The sequence below is a fragment of the Thiomonas sp. FB-Cd genome, from assembly GCF_000733775.1.
GTDB lineage: Bacteria > Pseudomonadota > Gammaproteobacteria > Burkholderiales > Burkholderiaceae_C > Thiomonas_A.
This window is the reverse complement of the sequence record NZ_JPOE01000002.1, coordinates 85504-100070: the sequence shown is the minus strand read 5'-3', so window position 1 is coordinate 100070 and position 14567 is coordinate 85504. Positions and strand designations below refer to the sequence as shown.

The following is a 14567-nucleotide window of genomic DNA, read 5'->3' as shown; positions in this document are numbered from 1 at the left end:
GAGCGCAGAACAGACATCATCAGCCTGGAGGCGGTTGGGGTCAGGAGGATGTCATCTCCTGGGATGCATTACAACAAAGCTGAAGCAGATGGCATGTTTCGAATTGTTAGTTCATGTCTGCTCGCCTTGGGCTGCATACTCAGGTCAAGCCGCGCAGATGGGCAGTATCGTTGACCCGGTGCACGCTCACCTGAGCATCCGCGTGGATGTCGAGCACATTGATGCAGCAAGGGCTTTGCTCGATGCGCCAATAGCTTGAAAGCGGCAACTCCAGCGCCTGCATCAGCAGCACGCGGTTGACGCTGTCATGCGCCACCAGCACCACGGTGTCGTCGGCATGGCCGGCGAGCAATTCGCGCAGCGCGTCGGCCGTGCGCAGCGCCACCGCCTGCAAGGATTCGCCGCCGGGAAATCGCATCCACTGGGGAGTTTGCTTCCACAGCGCGAAGTCGCGCGGGAACTCGGCGCGGGCTTGCTCATGGGTTTTCCATTGCCATTCGCCGTAGTCGAAATCGTCGATGCCCGACTGCACCTGCGCTGGCAGGCCGCAGGCTGCAGCAATGGCCGCGCCGGTATCGCGGCAGCGCTGCATCGGGCTGGTGTAGATGGCCGCAGCTTGGAACTGAGTGGCGATGGTCTGGCCAAGCGCTGTGGCCTGGCGTCGGCCCAGATCAGTAAGTGCCAGCTCCATACGACCGCGAAAGCGTGGCGGCGTGATGCCTTCAACCTCGCCATGACGGGTGAGAACGATGTGCATGTGATGCTCCTTGCGTAAAGACACGGAATAGGCCCGTGCTGGCCATGCCGACATTCGCGGCGTGGCCATGTTGCCTCGCAAGGGTGTCTGCGGCAAGTCACTGTCACTGCATCTTGCCGGGAAAAGCGCGAATCGGTCATGTAGGCGCTTTTCTCCAAACCAAATGGCGGGTGTGGGTCCGCAGCACCGTTTGGTGATTGACCAAGCGGACATTCAGATGCGGCCGTGAACCGCGGAATCTGACCGTCCGTTCCGGCCGAGCACTTGCCGGTCGACATAATTGGTCGAATGACCGCCGCACCTTGAAGCTGCCGTTGACGTATAGCCAGGTCCATCGGCCGCAGACGAACGGAGCCACATCTCACATCGAGGAAGAGAAATTGGCGAAGACACTGGGCTGACTTCAACCCCTGTGAAGCTGCAAAGTGCTGCGCCGTGATCACGCTGCGCCTGGCGGCAGCAACAATTCATCGCCTGCGACCGGCACAGCATCCGGGCTAGCCTCCAGCCAGGCGTCGAACGCCGTGAGATCACCACGGCTACGCCGCTGCGCGAAATAAGCGCTCGTCTTGAGCGCTGACACCTTTTCGGCAATGGCGGTCACAAAAAACTGATTCATCGAGACATGCTCATCGAGCGCCACTTTCTTGGCATACTCCATGAGCGAATCGGGCACGCGCAAGGCATAGTTGGCCATCAGAATCTCTCCGATTGAAGGGTTTGCAAAAAGGCTCCGGGCGTGAGGACCGGAAGGCCAAACCGATGGGCAGGCACGAAATCGCGGCCATTGAGTGTGACCAGCGCATCGGCCCGGCCATTGAGCGCGGTTTCCAACACCATCTCATCGGCAGGATCGCGGAGCTGCGGCCGCCAGAGAAAGAACAACTCCACAGGTTCGGCCAGCAGGCAGAACGCGTCCAGGAAAGCCTCCACCATCGGTGCCGTCCTGTGACTCGCAGCGAGCTGCTCCGGGCGCGAGAGCACGGCTTCATATTCAAGCACCAGGGGCACCGATGCCAGCGCCAACAATTGGCCCTCACGCATCGCGCGTAGCACAGCGAACGATGCGCCAAGGCGACTGCGTGACGCAGCGACCAAGACATTGGTATCGAGCACAACGCGCTTTTTCATACTGCCGATGATATAACAAGCAAGATCTGTTTGCCCAAAGGGCCGCCCACCAGCGCCACTCAGCAGGTATGGTCAGCAGGTCGTCGAGGTCAGCGAGGGTCGATGCTGGGTACAAGGCGCCCGCATCGAGAATCGCCCGGATTCCAAAAACGTGTGAGAAGCGTAGTGCCGAAACGCGAGACAAAACAGGGTGTCGGGCGCAGCCTGACCAAGGGGCCGGTTTCGCCTGAAGCGCGAGCGCGACAGGTGAAACCTAGGCTTACCTTGCCCAGATTGAAAAAACCAACAAAACACTGATCGAAACACTACCTGTAGTTGCCCGGACCAAGGCCATGCACTACATTTAGCGCATGTTGATTAGCCCCGTGATTTTGCGCGCCGCATTGGAGCGGCCCATCGTGAAGCACCGTCCTGTCCTAGGGGCGGTGTTGGGGGCTGGCGTTGGCATGGGTTTGATTGCTGGAAACGGGGCGATCTTGGCCGGTGCGGCTTGGGCGATCATCGCGCTACTCGTTACCCTCATTGCGGCGGTAGAAACCTCCGCCGGTGTCCCACGCTTTTTTGCGCGTCAGGCGCGCGAGTTTGCGCGCGCCAACATCGCTCTGATCGCTTCAGCCCTACGCGCGACAATCGATGCCGTAGGCGTGGCCGCTGCACTGCGTGCCGTGGTCGTGCCGCGTCTGCAAGCCTTGACGTGTAAGGCGGCCATCCTGCCGCCTGTGCGCATCGCCCACCGCCGCATCGCCCATATCGCCATCACCGCGCGCGTCGTCCCCGCGCCGATCTCCCGCGCCTAGACGCGCGGGCTGCACTCCGTTCCTCGGTTTTGCTGCGCACTGCGCAGCCCGCGTCGTACCTCCCAAGCAGCGCATGACGGAGGATGACCATGTCACCCCATAGTTCTACCCACGAAATTAGCGTTGATACGCTCTTCAGCGCATTGATCGCCCAGGGCGCGCCGATGGTCATGGCCCTGGATGACTCCTATCTTTGCCAGACGCTGGGCTATACCAGCATCACGGCCGCACAAAAACGCCGCGAGCGTGGCGACTATCCGCCGACAACGTATATCGGCGGGCGCGTCGTGGTCATGCTGCCAGCCCTGGCTGCGTGGCTTGCCACAAAAAGCACCGCACCTGAGGCCGCCGCGCCACGACCCAGCGCAGAGCTGATTCCCGCATCATCACCACGCAAACGTGGCCGCCCCCGCAAGGCTGTGGCAACGCACGCCACCATCGGATCGGGAGGCGCGCGATGACGGCCCTGACCCTGCTTGATCGACTTTCGGGCGTCAAGCGCACCGGCCCCGGTCGGTGGCTGGCGCGTTGCCCCGCCCATGACGACTGTCGCGCGAGCCTTTCGGTTCGAGAACTCGACGATAGGCGCGTACTTTTTCATTGTTTCGCGGGCTGCGACGCCGAGGCCATTCTTGCAGCCGTGGGGCTAGGCTGGCAAGACATCCTGCCCCCGCAAGCCGTCGATCATCACCGACCGCGCGAACGCACCCCATTCCCTGCTGTCGATGTGCTGCGCGCTATCGAGCATGAAAGCCTGATCGTCTGCATGGCTGCCGCGATGCTGCGCGAAGGCCAAACCCTGCCCGAGCCTGACCGTCAGCGCGTGAGCGTGGCGCACGCCCGGATTCTTGCCGGGGTGCAACTCGCGGGGATGCGGCCATGAGCGTGATTGCCGAAGCAACCCGAAAATTTGATCACGCTGCGCGTGGCGCGTCCATTCTCGACGCCCTGGCAGAGCGTGTTGGTCAACATCTTGCCCCACAAACGCCAGAAGCCGCATTAGAGCCTTTGCCGCTGCTTGCCGCAATCCGCCGGGCGGAAGTGTTACTCAAACCGGAGCTTGACGCAGGCAGCGATGGCTACCCGACCGATGCGCTTGGTCCCTTGGCGCAAGCGGCATGTGACTTGGCCTACGGTGCGCAAGTATCCCCCGCCATGGCCGGGCAATCGTTCCTCGCAGCCGCCGCCTTGCTGGCGCAATCGCGGGCCAACGTGCGCACCATCGACGGCGGAGTCCGACCCCTGAGCCTATATTGCTTGACCGTGGCGCGATCCGGCGATGGTAAGGACATGGCTGACCGCGTGGCCCTGCGCGCGATCCATGAATTTCAACGCGAAGTGGGGCAGGCATGGCTGCGGGAGGTGGAGGTGTATGAGGAAGCCTGCTCTGAGCGGAGCAAGAATGCCCCCAAGCCTGCGTCCCCTCCCCCTGCCCCTTACCGGCTGGCAGGCGACATCACTATCGAGGGCCTGCACCGCTCGTATGCCGAAGGTGTCGCCGGGCAAGGCGTGTTTTCGACTGAGGCAGGCGTCATGCTCGCCGGGCATGCCATGAGCCAAGACCATCGCACCAAGACGGCGGCGTCTTTGTGCGGCCTGTGGGATCGTGGGCACCTGTCCGTTGTCCGTGGCGGCGGCGGAAGATTTGAGCGCTACGGCGTGCGCTTGTCGGCGCACCTGCTGGCGCAACCCGAGGCGTTGGGTGACACCCTATCTGACGAGTCTTTATCGGGGATCGGCTTTTGGCCCCGCTTCTTACTGGCATGGCCCGAGGAACTTGCCCCGCGCGTGTTCCGCCCTTGGCTGCCCGACGAATCGCCAGCCATTGTCGGCTTCTTGGCGCGCTGCACGGAACTGTTGCGTGATCCCATGCCAGATCACTGCGACGATTTACCTGTCATCGAACTATCCGCCGATGCGCGGCAGGAACTGGCGGCGTTCTTCGAGATCATGGAGCACGAGGCCCGACGCGGCGAGCTGCGCCCCGTGCGGCCCTTCGCTCTGCGGGCAACCGAGCAGGCTTGCCGCATTGCAGGTGTGATGGCGGCATGGGCGAACAAGCCCATGATCGACTGCGAAGCTGCGCAAAACGCGATCCGCCTGGTGCGCTATACGCTGCAAAGCTGGCTGACGGCGCTGGGTGGCAAGGCCGATCCGACGCCCGACTGGGCACTGACGCTCTATCGCTGGCTCGCCCCGAGGGGCGAGCCGATGCCAATCCGTGACATTCCCCGTATTGGCCCGGCGATCCTCCGATCTGCAAGCCGAAGGGACGCAGCCCTTGACCGGCTTTTAGCCGCCGGGCTGGTGGCCGTCGGCACCGGTGCAGTGCGCGCACTGGGAGTGGATCAGGCGAAAACGCAAACGGTCCGTGCGAATGCTGCGAATCCTGCGAAAACCCGCATGGATACTGGGTTTGTGGGCCATGCGAATGGTTGCGAAACCCTGCGAACGACCACCCCTGCGGCCTGCGAATTCGCAAGCATTCGCAAGCCTTCGCAACTGGGGCAAAGCCAAGCGCAGCAAGGCTTTTCGCAGGATTCGCAGGATTCGCAGGATTCGCAGGATTCCCAAAGGGGAAGCCCGCAAACCGTGAAGCTCGCCCCGCACGATGACAAGGTGGCGCTATGAATCCCAGCGCCCTGCTTGCTCATCTGCGCACATCGGGCTTCACCATCCAACCCGACGGCGACACGTTGATCGTGTCCCCGGCCTCGCGCCTGGCCGATGATCTGCGCGAAGCGATTTGCCAAGCCAAGCCTGATCTGATGGCGCTGCTGTGGGCAGAAAACCTGCGTGAGCACTTCGAAGAACGTGCGGCAATTCTCGAATGCGACGGTGGCCTATCGCGCAACGAAGCCGAGGCCAACGCGCGCGCGTCAACCGGCCTGCTGGCGCGCAACCTTGGCCTGCCGTGGCGGGCACTTCGCGAGGCACTTCGCGACCCTGATCTGCCTGACACCTTGACCCCGGTTGACGGTGCTGCCTACGGCCTGCCGCATTGGTGTGTGAGCCCAACTGGGCGGGCGATACGACAAGGTTTCTTCCGCCACGATCAAGGGACAGCCTAATGGGCACACCACGACACACTGCGCAGACTCGTTTTTTTTTGTGGGGCAAGGTAAGCCTAGGTTTCACCTGGCGCTCGCGCTTCAGGCGAAACCGGCCCATTGGTCAGGCTGCGCCCGACACCCTGTTTTGTCCCGCGTCTCGGCACTGCGTTTCTCACACCTTTATGGAGCATCGACATGACTCAATCATCCACCATCTTTGAACGCATCGATCAGGCTGCAAAACTCTCACGTCAGCTCACGGGCAAAGCTGCAGCGCGCACGGTCAGCGATGCGTTCGTGACCGAGCGTATCGCTGACATCAAGGCACTGCACCAAAGCGGTGTGCCGCTGGCGCGCTACGCGCGGCTCGTTGCTCCCGCCCTTGGCGTGCGTCCTTCGGCACTGCTGGCGGCTTTTGGACGCGCTGGCATGACATCGCAGCCCACCGTGCCGCACGCGTCGGAGGTTGCCAAGACCGAGACCACAACCGCAACTCCGGCACCTGTCATCACGGCCAAACCGCGCGACATCCACGATCAGCCAAGCTGGGCCGATGGTTCCGACAAGCGGGATGACGAATCCGACGAGGACTATCGCCTGCGCAAGCAGCTTGAAGGGCCACCAAGCGCCGGGTTCAAAGCCATCGGGGAATCACCCGACGAACGCGCCGATATGCTGCTCAAAAGCGGCAAGCTCGGCTTCGGTGCGTCAGGCGTGACCGAGAGCGACCGCAAGATCATCATCGCGCTCATTGAGCGCTTTGGTGCCAATGCCGTGGAGCGGCGCATCGACATCGAACGCAAGGCGTCGCCGGGGGACAAGCTCTACCCGAGCAAGCTGCGCGCACGCATGACGGGAGACTCTCATGCGTGAGCGAACCGTTCACCTGGCGCTGCGCGCAACGCCTGCCGAGGCTGCACTGATCCGCCATATGGCCGATGCGGCGATGCTGACGACAAGCAGCTACCTGCGCACCATCGCTCTGCGTGGCGATACGCGCGTGGCCCGGCTGCAAACCCTGCAAGCCGAGCTGCGGCGTCAAGGCGGACTGCTCAAGCATCTAGCCGCACGCGGCCAGCTCGACCGCAGCGCCGTGGAGCTGGCTCTGACGCAATGGCGCGCCACCATCCAGCACATCGCCGAGGTCGCCGATGCTTGCCAAAGTCATCACACGTAAAGCGGTCTCACGCGGATTTGGCGAAGCCGTGCGCTATATCGCCCGCGACAACCCGGACCAGGTCGCAGAACCCAGCCCCGAGATGGGCGCGCTCAACCTCGACTGCCCGTTAGACACCCCAGAGGATCGCCAGACCGCCATCGACATCCTCGACGCCACGGCTGCGGCGGCACGCAACACGACTGCGCGCGGGCCGGTGTACCACGTCACCCTCGCTTGGCAGGAGGCCGAGCATCCCGAGCGCCAGCAGATCGACGCCGCGTGCGAACACGTCATGAAAACGCTGGGCTTCGAGGGGCACGATGCACTGTGGGCGCTGCACCGCGACACCGATCACGATCATGTGCATCTGATCGTCAACCGCGTGCATGCTGACGGCCATACGGCCAAGGTGCCCAAGTATGACTGGCTGCTCCTGGACAAAGCCATGCGCGAGATCGAGCTTGCTCAAGGCTGGCGCCACAGCCCCGGCCCTTATGGCGTCGTCCACGATCAGGGAAAGGCTGGCATCGTGCGCATGAGCCGCGCCGAGCGCACCACCCTGGGGCAGCTCGACGGGGGGCAGCGCGTGAGCAACGCGGCCAAGGCGGCTGAGCATCGCAACGCCGGGGCACAGTCGTTTCAGACGTGGCTTGCAGGGGAACCGGCTCAGGTCATTCGCACCGCCGTGCAGTCCCCAGGGGCAAGTTGGCACAGCGTGCACCGAGCCGCAGCGCTCTATGGCGTGACGATTCAGCCCAAGGGTTCGGGCATGGTGGTAACAGCCACGCTCGACGATGGGCGCGTGTTGGCGGCCAAGGCGTCGCAGATGGGGCGGTGGGCAAGTAAGAACGCCCTGGAAAAAGCGCTTGGCCCCTATGAGCCATCACGCGGTCCCATGCCAGAACCCAAAGTGAGGTATGCCGCTGCGCTGGACGGCCAGCGCGCCAGCCTCCGGGGTGAACCGCAGCATGCCAGCGCCGACCCCGAACGGCAGCGCCGCCGTGCTGCGCGCGCCCAGGCACGCGCCCTGCTGGCTGCGCGCTTCAAGGCCGAGCAGGAGGCAATCAGAAAACAGCGCCAGGCGCTGCGCAAGGCGATGACCGCGCGTCACCGTGACGAGCGGCAAGCGTTGATCCCCACGCTACGCGGAGAACGTGCCACCGCACTAGCGGAGCATCGGCGCGATGGCATGGACGCCAAGGTTGCTCTCAGCTACCGTGCATGGGAAGAAGCCAAGGCCAAGGAAGGACTCCAAAAGCGCCAGGCCGTCGAGCGCAAAGCGTTGACGGCCAAGACTCCACGGACCGAAGTGTGGCGCACCTGGTTAGAGCAGCTGGCCGATCTGGGCGATGAAGCGGCCAAGGCAACGCTGCGCGGCATCCGCTACCGCGAGCAGGGCAACAGCAAGAAGTACCAGCAGCAGGACGGCATCGAGGGCGAAGATCTCGACCCGCTGCGCAAGCTCACCGTGGCCGCGCTCGATGTGCAGATCGACCACAAGCGCCAGTTGGTAATCTACCGTGGGCAGGATGGCCAGGCGAAGTTCACCGACACAGGGCCGCGCATCGTCATGCACGACAAGGCAGATGACTCCCTGGAAGCGGCCTTGCGCATCGCCGCGCAGAAATACGGAGGCAAGGTGGACATCACGGGGAGCAGTGAGTTTCGGGAGCGGGCGGTGCGTGAGGCTGTGCGGCTTGGCATCGTCGTCACCAGTGCCGATTTGCAGCCTATCGTCGCCGACGAGCAGGCGCGGATGCGCGCCGAGAGAATGCCCACGCGGACGATGAAGGGAGAACAGACTGCGGAGCGCAGGCGCACAGAACCCGAGAAGGCCGACGACTTATCCCCAGATTCTGGGGATAAACCGGCACCGCACCGCCTACCCGCTGCTGCCAGTCAGACAGTCGCCGCTGCGCCTGAAAAACAGGCAGGAGCGGCAGGCCCTCACGAGCAGGCGGTCCGGTCGATGGAGCAGACCGTTGATCGCTGGGTGGACGGCGATCGCAGCAGCGGCACTGTCAAGGCGTTCATTGACGCGTATGACTGCGCCCGCGCCCAGGGGACAGACGGGCACGGGCTGATCGCCGAAGTGGCGGATCGAATCATCAGCCGCCGCGGCGATGGCGTGGCCGCCGGCCTCGCCAGCTTCATGGCGGCAATCGAGCGGCAGCGCAAGCGAGAGCAAGGGATGGGGCGGTGAGCGCAGATCACCCGGTTTTAAAGAGACGGTGGGCCGTCCTAAGTTTCTTTGCTGTAAGCCGGAGGTGGTTGGCACGGCCCGGAACTTGGACGCGCTCATGAGATCGCAGGCACCCCCGTGGGGGGAACCGCAAGGGGATCTGTAAAAGGGGCGGTGTGGGTATGCTTTGGGGGAATCTAGGGGGAATTCAGGTGGAATTCGCCCCCCAACAGACGAAAAAAAGCCCGACTGTTTAGGTCGGGCATTGTTCTCTAATACCTTGATTTACTTAATAAAACTGGTGCGCCCGGCAGGATTCGAACCCACGACCCCTTGGTTCGTAGCCAAGTACTCTATCCAACTGAGCTACGGGCGCATGCAAAGCGCAAATCATACACGACTCAACCCACACTTGACCAGCCCCTTGCGATGCCGGGTGTGCGTGGCACACCCGGCATGCTCCCCGCGAAATGGCCCCACCCCTTTCGGCGTGGGTGGTCTCGCAGCTCGTCGCGGCTATCCTGGAACACGAACTTTGGGCATTCACAGGTCGGAGCAAGCGACAATCACGGGCCATGTCAATCGTGCGCGTGTTCTCGCTCAGTCTTTTATTGCTCGCGGCAAGCCGCCTTCTAGGGGTCGTGCGCGACGCGGTCGTCGCGAGCCAATTTGGGCTTTCCGGTCACGCGGACGCGGCGCTCGTTGTACTGTCCTACCCCGATTTCACCGTCTCCTTGCTGTGGGGTGCGGCGGTGCCGGCCGTCATGGTGCCGCGGATGGCAGGACGGCCGCTCAACGCGATTGCGAACGAGGCTGCGCGCTGGAGCCGCTTTGCGCTGACGATTTTTGCATGCGCGGGCGTCGTGAGCTGGCTGTTCAGCTCCGTCATCGTGCACTGGCTGGCGCCCGGCTTGGGAGCACTCGACGCTCGGCTTGCAGCCGGTGCCCTGGGGCTTTCGGCGCTGATCGCCTTGCCCGCCGGTGCTGTGGCGATGGTGGGTGCGGCGGCGCTTCAGGCCCAAAGACGCTTGCAATGGCAATATGCCGGGCATGTCGTGTTCAACCTGGTGCTCATTACCGGGCTGCTGCTGGCCGCCAGGCTGGGCCGATTTGACTGGATCGCCGCAGGCATTGCTGCGGCGGCGATTGCGCGGCTGGCCCTGATGCGCTGGGCTGCAAGCGTTCGCGCTCCGGCACCCGTGACGACCGCGCGCTGGCCCGATGCCGACGCACTGCGCGCCTCGGCCTTGGCACTGGCTGCATCCGGCCTGACCGTTCTCTATACCCTGGCCGCGCGGGCGTTTGCGTCGGATGCCGGACCCGGTCGCTTGGGTGTCTTTCACTACGCCCAGCGCGTGGGTGAGTTGCCGCTGCACACGGTCTTCGCCGTGGCCGCAGCGTTGGCCCTTGCGCGACTTTCCGCAGCCGAGGCGTCAGGCGACGCCGCAGGCGCGCGCGAACGCGGGCGGCAGTGGATGCAGTCCATGCTGCTTGTGGCCGCCCTGCTCGGCGCCTGCGGCATGCTGATTGCGCCGCTGGGCGTGCGGCTTCTTTTTGGCTGGGGACGCATGAATCCCGCCAGCCAGGCTGAGGTGGTGCAGTCCATGAGGTGGATTTTGTGTTTGCTGCCGCTGCAGGCCGCCCAACTGGTGCTGTCCGCGCGACTGAATAGCCACCGCCGGATCGCCGATCAGGTCCTCGGCTATGGCCTGGGGCTGCTGGCCCTGCTTGTTCTGGGCTGGGCACTTCCCGATGCATGGTGGCGAGCACTGGCGGCATATGGCGCTGGGTACCTTGTGGCCACAGTGGTTCTTTGGCAACGCCTGAGTCGGCATACCCTGGACGTGGAAATCAGGAACCTAAGCATGCTGGCTATCGCGTGCGCGTTGCTTGGATTGCTCGCAACAATCCTCGCGCACGGCGCAGCTGCGCCGTGGCCGATGCTCATCGAGGCCGTGCTTGCCGCGCTGGTGTTCGCCATCGGTGCAGCCGCGCTGCTGCGCTGGGATGCACTGGGCGCAGTGGCCCGCCAAGCGCTTGCGCGCCGTTACACTCGGCGGTGATTTCGCAACTTGCGACTTTGTCGCTCACACGCATGGATTGGATCCAGATTACAAACCAACCCGCGTTCGCCGCCTTTGCCCACGGCTGCGGCGTGCCGCGCATCATGGTGGATCTAGAGCACATGGGTAAAAAGGAGCGCCAGGGCGGGCTCGGCACCTTCATCTCCGACCATCAACCACAGGACGTTGGCAAGGTACGCGCCGCTGCACCGCGCGCGCATCTGATCGTGCGGGTCAACCCGATTCACAGCGCAAGCGCTTCTGAAATCAACCAGGCGATCGCCGCAGGTGCCGACAGCCTGATGCTGCCGATGTTTGAGGAAGCCTCCACGCTGCGCACCTTCGCCGACCTCGTGGCTGGCCGAGCGCGATGCATTGCGCTTCTGGAGACTCGGCGCGCGCTGGCTACCCTGCCGGAATGGGCTGGGCTGGCAGGCCTCGACGAGATTTATGTCGGCCTAAACGACTTGCACCGCCAACTCGGTCAGCGCTTTATGTTCGAACCGCTTGCGGACGGCACCTTGGACCGGATTGCCCGTACCGCGCGCAGCGCGGACAAACGCCTCGGGTTCGGTGGCATTGCGCGGCTAGACGAAGGGCTGCTGCCGGGTCGCGTGGTGCTGGGTGAGCACTTGCGGCTCGGTTCCACAAGCGTCATCCTGTCTCGCACATTCAACCGCGAGATGCTGGAGGCTCCGGAAAGTGACTGGCGCAGCGTCTACTGTCAAGCCATCGCCCGCATGCAGCATTGCGAAGGGGTATTGGCCACCCGCACACCGGAGGAGGTGGAAAGCGATCGTCTGCTCGCGCGTGACCTCATCGCCAAAGCCACGGCAGCATTGACGCCAGCACCAGACACTCAACCAGGCGCCTCCAAGCGAATCATTGTTGGCTGAGGCGGTGGCAGCGACGGTTCTACAACAGCCAATGAAACGCCTATTCGACATCACCATTGCGCTGTCAGCCTCCATTTTTCTTGTCGTCCCGATGCTGCTCATCGCGCTCGCGGTATGGGTCGACAGCGGCCGCCCGGTGTTGTTTACCCAAGTCCGGGTGGGCAAACATGGCAAGCCATTCAGACTGTACAAATTTCGCAGCATGGTTGTGGGCGCTTCGCGCATCGGCCCGCACCGCACAGCCAGCGGCGACCCGCGCGTCACGCGCGTCGGCCGCCTCCTGCGCCGCACCAGCCTGGATGAGCTTCCGCAATTGATCAACGTCCTTCGCGGTGATATGAGCCTGGTGGGGCCACGCCCGGACGTGCCAGCACAGGCCGCGGATTACCGCCCGCTGGACTGGACCATGCGCTGCAGCGTGCGTCCAGGCCTGACCGGGCTGGCGCAGGCGCTGTACCGCTCACGCGCCACGCCGAAACAGCGCCTGGCGGCTGACTTGGACTACGTGCGGCACCACAGCCTGCTGCGCGACCTGCACATCCTGGCGCTGACCGCCGGACAGCTCCTGCGGCGCAGCGGCAACTGACGCCCACCTTCGCCACCGACTGGCCGGCGACAATAGCAGCTTTCCCATCTGGTTTTGCCTTCGCTCTTCCTACCTCATGTGCGGCATCTACGGCTATTTCAATCGCCAAGGCGTTAGCGTCGGCACGTCTGTGCTTGCGCGCATGGACGCAAGCCTCGTCCATCGTGGTCCCGATGACAGCGGCTGCTTTACCGCAGCTGGCGTGGCCCTGGGCAACCGGCGGCTCGCCATCATCGACGTGAAGGGTGGCCACCAGCCTTTCGTTTCGACTGACGGGCGGATCGCCTTGGTGCAAAACGGCGAGATCTTCAACCATGTTGAGCTGCGTGCCGAACTCCAGCGGCAGGGCGTCGCCTTCGCAACGGACCACAGCGATACCGAGGTGCTGCTGCGCCTCTATGAGCGCGAAGGGCTGGGCTTTCTGCCACGGCTTAACGGCATGTTCGCCATTGGCATTTTCGATTCGCGCGATGCCCACAATCCAACGGTGCACCTCATCCGCGATCGCATAGGCGTCAAGCCGCTGTACGTGCACGACGACAGCAAGCAGGTGCTGTTTGGCTCGGAGATCAAGGCGATCCTTCAAGCCCTGCCTGCGCACCCGCGCATGGACTTGCCCGCACTTCAACATTATCTCGCCTACAACTACGTTCCACCGCCCTTCACCCTGTTCGCGGGAATCCGGCATGTGCCCCCCGGTACTGTGCTGACGCTCAGTCGACAAGGTCGCCAGGAGCAGCGCTGGTGGAACTTGGCCGAGCAACGCGAACACCCTCAGCATTTTTCGGCTTGGCAAGAGGAATTTCTGGACTTGATCGATGACGCCGTGCGTCTGCGCCTGCGCGCAGATGTGCCTTTCGGCGCATTCCTTTCGGGCGGGGTCGATTCGAGCACCGTTGTGGCACTGATGGCACGGCATGTGCGTGAGCCGGTGCGCACCTTCTGCATCGGATTTGCCGATGCGCGGTTCGACGAATCTTCCTACGCCCGCCAGGCCGCCGAACGCTTCCACACGGCGCATCAGGAGCACATCGTGTCGCCCGATCTTCTGGACGCCTGGCCTGACGTGCTATGGCACTTGGACCAGCCGCACGGGGATGCCTCGTTCATGCCAACGCGCGAAGTCGCGCGCTTGGCCGCGACGGAAGTTAAGGTGGTACTCACCGGCGACGGTGGCGATGAACTCTTTGCAGGCTACGACAAATATGCCAGCTTTCTCGCTGATCCCGTCTTGGGGCGCATTCCCGATGCTGATTTTGGGCACGCTTTTATCGAGCACACAGGCCTGTTCACGGCAGCTGGTCGCGCTGCGCTGTTCCAGCCTTGGCTGCGCACGCGCTTGGCCGATATTGACAGCGTACGAGACGTGGCTGCACCTTGGCTCGATCAAGCGCGGCACTTCGACCGCGTCAACCAAATGTTGTTTCTCGACATGATGCTGCTTCTGCCTGGCAACAATCTGGTCAAGCCAGACCGCATGGGCATGGCAGTCTCACTCGAGGCGCGAACGCCCTTTCTGGACTGGCGCGTGATGGAATTTGCGTTCCGTTCAGGCGGCGCCACGAAATTGCACGGTGGCGACAAAAAACACTGGTTCAAGCGTGCAGTTGAGCCGCTGATCGGCGCTGATCTTGCGCACCGGAAAAAGCAGATGTTTACGGTGCCCATCGGCGAATGGTTCCGCGGCCCGCGCAGGCAGTGGCTGCACGATCTGCTATTCGCCCCGGAAGCACTCTGTGGACGGCTGTTCGAGCTCTCGCAGGTGCGCAGGCTCTTTGACGATCATGTGGCGGGCAGCGGCAATTACACCCGCGAATTGCGTGCGTTGGCTGCGCTCGAGCTCTGGGCGCAGCGCGTCCAGCCTGATATTGGATAGGGGCACCGCGTGCTGGTTGCTTCGCACGTGCATCGCCGCTGGATGGGCAACTTGGCCAACCCGATTC

15 protein-coding genes, 1 tRNA gene and 1 riboswitch are annotated in these 14567 nt (G+C 63.5%); of the genes, 12 read left to right on the top strand and 4 right to left on the bottom strand.

Translation table 11 applies throughout. The features are described from left to right. Positions 1 to 3 precede the first annotated feature (3 nt). Positions 4 to 68, bottom strand: a riboswitch (Fluoride riboswitch). Between the two features lie 71 nt (positions 69 to 139). From CD04_RS0100500 to CD04_RS0100490, 3 genes are all read right to left on the bottom strand, one after another. After that, positions 140 to 757, bottom strand: a complete 618-nt coding sequence (locus CD04_RS0100500; RefSeq protein ID WP_031403873.1) for a histidine phosphatase family protein — start codon at positions 755 to 757, stop codon at positions 140 to 142. Positions 758 to 1196: 439 nt separating this feature from the next. Further along, positions 1197 to 1454 (bottom strand): hypothetical protein, encoded by a 258-nt coding sequence (locus CD04_RS0100495; protein WP_031403872.1) that lies wholly within the window; start codon positions 1452 to 1454, stop codon positions 1197 to 1199. Next, the gene (locus tag CD04_RS0100490; RefSeq protein ID WP_031403871.1) at positions 1454 to 1888 is read right to left on the bottom strand and encodes a putative toxin-antitoxin system toxin component, PIN family; all 435 of its coding nucleotides are present in this window, start codon (positions 1886 to 1888) and stop codon (positions 1454 to 1456) included. The genes CD04_RS0100495 and CD04_RS0100490 overlap by 1 nt, the downstream gene beginning before the upstream one ends. Before the next feature lie 350 nt (positions 1889 to 2238). Here CD04_RS0100490 and CD04_RS22360 point away from each other — a divergent pair, with 350 nt between their 5' ends. The 8 genes from CD04_RS22360 (at position 2239) to traI (ending at position 9100) form a co-directional block, all read left to right on the top strand. Further along, on the top strand, positions 2239 to 2685 hold the full coding sequence (locus tag CD04_RS22360) for a hypothetical protein (RefSeq protein ID WP_051848821.1): 447 nt from the start codon (positions 2239 to 2241) through the stop codon (positions 2683 to 2685). An 89-nt stretch (positions 2686 to 2774) separates the two neighbouring features. Continuing rightward, on the top strand, positions 2775 to 3146 hold the full coding sequence (locus CD04_RS0100480) for a hypothetical protein (protein WP_156029994.1): 372 nt from the start codon (positions 2775 to 2777) through the stop codon (positions 3144 to 3146). Further along, positions 3143 to 3568 carry a DNA primase gene (locus CD04_RS0100475; RefSeq protein ID WP_031403869.1) on the top strand — a complete coding sequence of 142 codons (426 nt, stop codon included), beginning with the start codon at positions 3143 to 3145 and terminating at the stop codon, positions 3566 to 3568. The genes CD04_RS0100480 and CD04_RS0100475 overlap by 4 nt, the downstream gene beginning before the upstream one ends. Then, positions 3565 to 5316, top strand: a complete 1752-nt coding sequence (locus CD04_RS0100470; RefSeq protein WP_031403868.1) for a DUF3987 domain-containing protein — start codon at positions 3565 to 3567, stop codon at positions 5314 to 5316. The genes CD04_RS0100475 and CD04_RS0100470 overlap by 4 nt, the downstream gene beginning before the upstream one ends. Further along, positions 5313 to 5756: a hypothetical protein gene (locus CD04_RS0100465; RefSeq protein ID WP_013105717.1), complete on the top strand. Its 444-nt coding sequence runs from the start codon at positions 5313 to 5315 to the stop codon at positions 5754 to 5756. Before CD04_RS0100470 ends, CD04_RS0100465 begins: the two co-directional genes overlap by 4 nt. 177 nt (positions 5757 to 5933) lie before the next feature. Then, entirely contained in the window at positions 5934 to 6611 is a 678-nt protein-coding gene (locus tag CD04_RS0100460; protein ID WP_031403867.1) for a hypothetical protein, read from the top strand. Continuing rightward, positions 6604 to 6915, top strand: a complete 312-nt coding sequence (locus CD04_RS0100455; RefSeq protein ID WP_013105715.1) for a Mobilization protein MobB — start codon at positions 6604 to 6606, stop codon at positions 6913 to 6915. Before CD04_RS0100460 ends, CD04_RS0100455 begins: the two co-directional genes overlap by 8 nt. Further along, the gene (traI, locus tag CD04_RS0100450; protein ID WP_051848820.1) at positions 6890 to 9100 is read left to right on the top strand and encodes a TraI/MobA(P) family conjugative relaxase; all 2211 of its coding nucleotides are present in this window, start codon (positions 6890 to 6892) and stop codon (positions 9098 to 9100) included. The genes CD04_RS0100455 and traI overlap by 26 nt, the downstream gene beginning before the upstream one ends. A gap of 278 nt (positions 9101 to 9378) precedes the next feature. Here the strand turns inward: traI and CD04_RS0100445 are convergent. Next, positions 9379 to 9455: transfer RNA gene (locus tag CD04_RS0100445), tRNA-Arg, on the bottom strand. 199 nt (positions 9456 to 9654) lie between these two features. Between CD04_RS0100445 and CD04_RS0100440 the strand changes: the two genes are divergently transcribed. The 4 genes from CD04_RS0100440 to asnB all read left to right on the top strand — a co-directional run bounded on the left by CD04_RS0100440 (position 9655) and on the right by asnB (position 14500). Beyond that, positions 9655 to 11142 carry a lipid II flippase MurJ gene (locus CD04_RS0100440; RefSeq protein ID WP_031403865.1) on the top strand — a complete coding sequence of 496 codons (1488 nt, stop codon included), beginning with the start codon at positions 9655 to 9657 and terminating at the stop codon, positions 11140 to 11142. 32 nt (positions 11143 to 11174) lie between these two features. Further along, the gene (locus CD04_RS0100435; RefSeq protein ID WP_051849184.1) at positions 11175 to 12038 is read left to right on the top strand and encodes an aldolase/citrate lyase family protein; all 864 of its coding nucleotides are present in this window, start codon (positions 11175 to 11177) and stop codon (positions 12036 to 12038) included. Positions 12039 to 12069: 31 nt separating this feature from the next. Next, positions 12070 to 12624 carry a sugar transferase gene (locus tag CD04_RS0100430; RefSeq protein ID WP_031403863.1) on the top strand — a complete coding sequence of 185 codons (555 nt, stop codon included), beginning with the start codon at positions 12070 to 12072 and terminating at the stop codon, positions 12622 to 12624. Between the two features lie 76 nt (positions 12625 to 12700). Continuing rightward, positions 12701 to 14500 (top strand): asparagine synthase (glutamine-hydrolyzing), encoded by a 1800-nt coding sequence (gene asnB, locus CD04_RS0100425; protein ID WP_031403862.1) that lies wholly within the window; start codon positions 12701 to 12703, stop codon positions 14498 to 14500. The last annotated feature ends 67 nt before the right edge of the window (positions 14501 to 14567 follow it).

Excerpts from the sequence above, each read along its gene's own strand:
- CD04_RS0100500 (WP_031403873.1), bottom strand. The coding sequence starts at position 757 with ATGCACATCGTTCTCACCCGTCATGGCGAGGTTGAAGGCATCACGCCG.
- CD04_RS0100495 (WP_031403872.1), bottom strand. The coding sequence starts at position 1,454 with ATGGCCAACTATGCCTTGCGCGTGCCCGATTCGCTCATGGAGTATGCC.
- CD04_RS0100490 (WP_031403871.1), bottom strand. The coding sequence starts at position 1,888 with ATGAAAAAGCGCGTTGTGCTCGATACCAATGTCTTGGTCGCTGCGTCA.
- CD04_RS22360 (WP_051848821.1), top strand. The coding sequence starts at position 2,239 with ATGTTGATTAGCCCCGTGATTTTGCGCGCCGCATTGGAGCGGCCCATC.
- CD04_RS0100480 (WP_156029994.1), top strand. The coding sequence starts at position 2,775 with ATGTCACCCCATAGTTCTACCCACGAAATTAGCGTTGATACGCTCTTC.
- CD04_RS0100475 (WP_031403869.1), top strand. The coding sequence starts at position 3,143 with ATGACGGCCCTGACCCTGCTTGATCGACTTTCGGGCGTCAAGCGCACC.
- CD04_RS0100470 (WP_031403868.1), top strand. The coding sequence starts at position 3,565 with ATGAGCGTGATTGCCGAAGCAACCCGAAAATTTGATCACGCTGCGCGT.
- CD04_RS0100465 (WP_013105717.1), top strand. The coding sequence starts at position 5,313 with ATGAATCCCAGCGCCCTGCTTGCTCATCTGCGCACATCGGGCTTCACC.
- CD04_RS0100460 (WP_031403867.1), top strand. The coding sequence starts at position 5,934 with ATGACTCAATCATCCACCATCTTTGAACGCATCGATCAGGCTGCAAAA.
- CD04_RS0100455 (WP_013105715.1), top strand. The coding sequence starts at position 6,604 with ATGCGTGAGCGAACCGTTCACCTGGCGCTGCGCGCAACGCCTGCCGAG.
- traI (WP_051848820.1), top strand. The coding sequence starts at position 6,890 with ATGCTTGCCAAAGTCATCACACGTAAAGCGGTCTCACGCGGATTTGGC.
- CD04_RS0100440 (WP_031403865.1), top strand. The coding sequence starts at position 9,655 with ATGTCAATCGTGCGCGTGTTCTCGCTCAGTCTTTTATTGCTCGCGGCA.
- CD04_RS0100435 (WP_051849184.1), top strand. The coding sequence starts at position 11,175 with ATGGATTGGATCCAGATTACAAACCAACCCGCGTTCGCCGCCTTTGCC.
- CD04_RS0100430 (WP_031403863.1), top strand. The coding sequence starts at position 12,070 with ATGAAACGCCTATTCGACATCACCATTGCGCTGTCAGCCTCCATTTTT.
- asnB (WP_031403862.1), top strand. The coding sequence starts at position 12,701 with ATGTGCGGCATCTACGGCTATTTCAATCGCCAAGGCGTTAGCGTCGGC.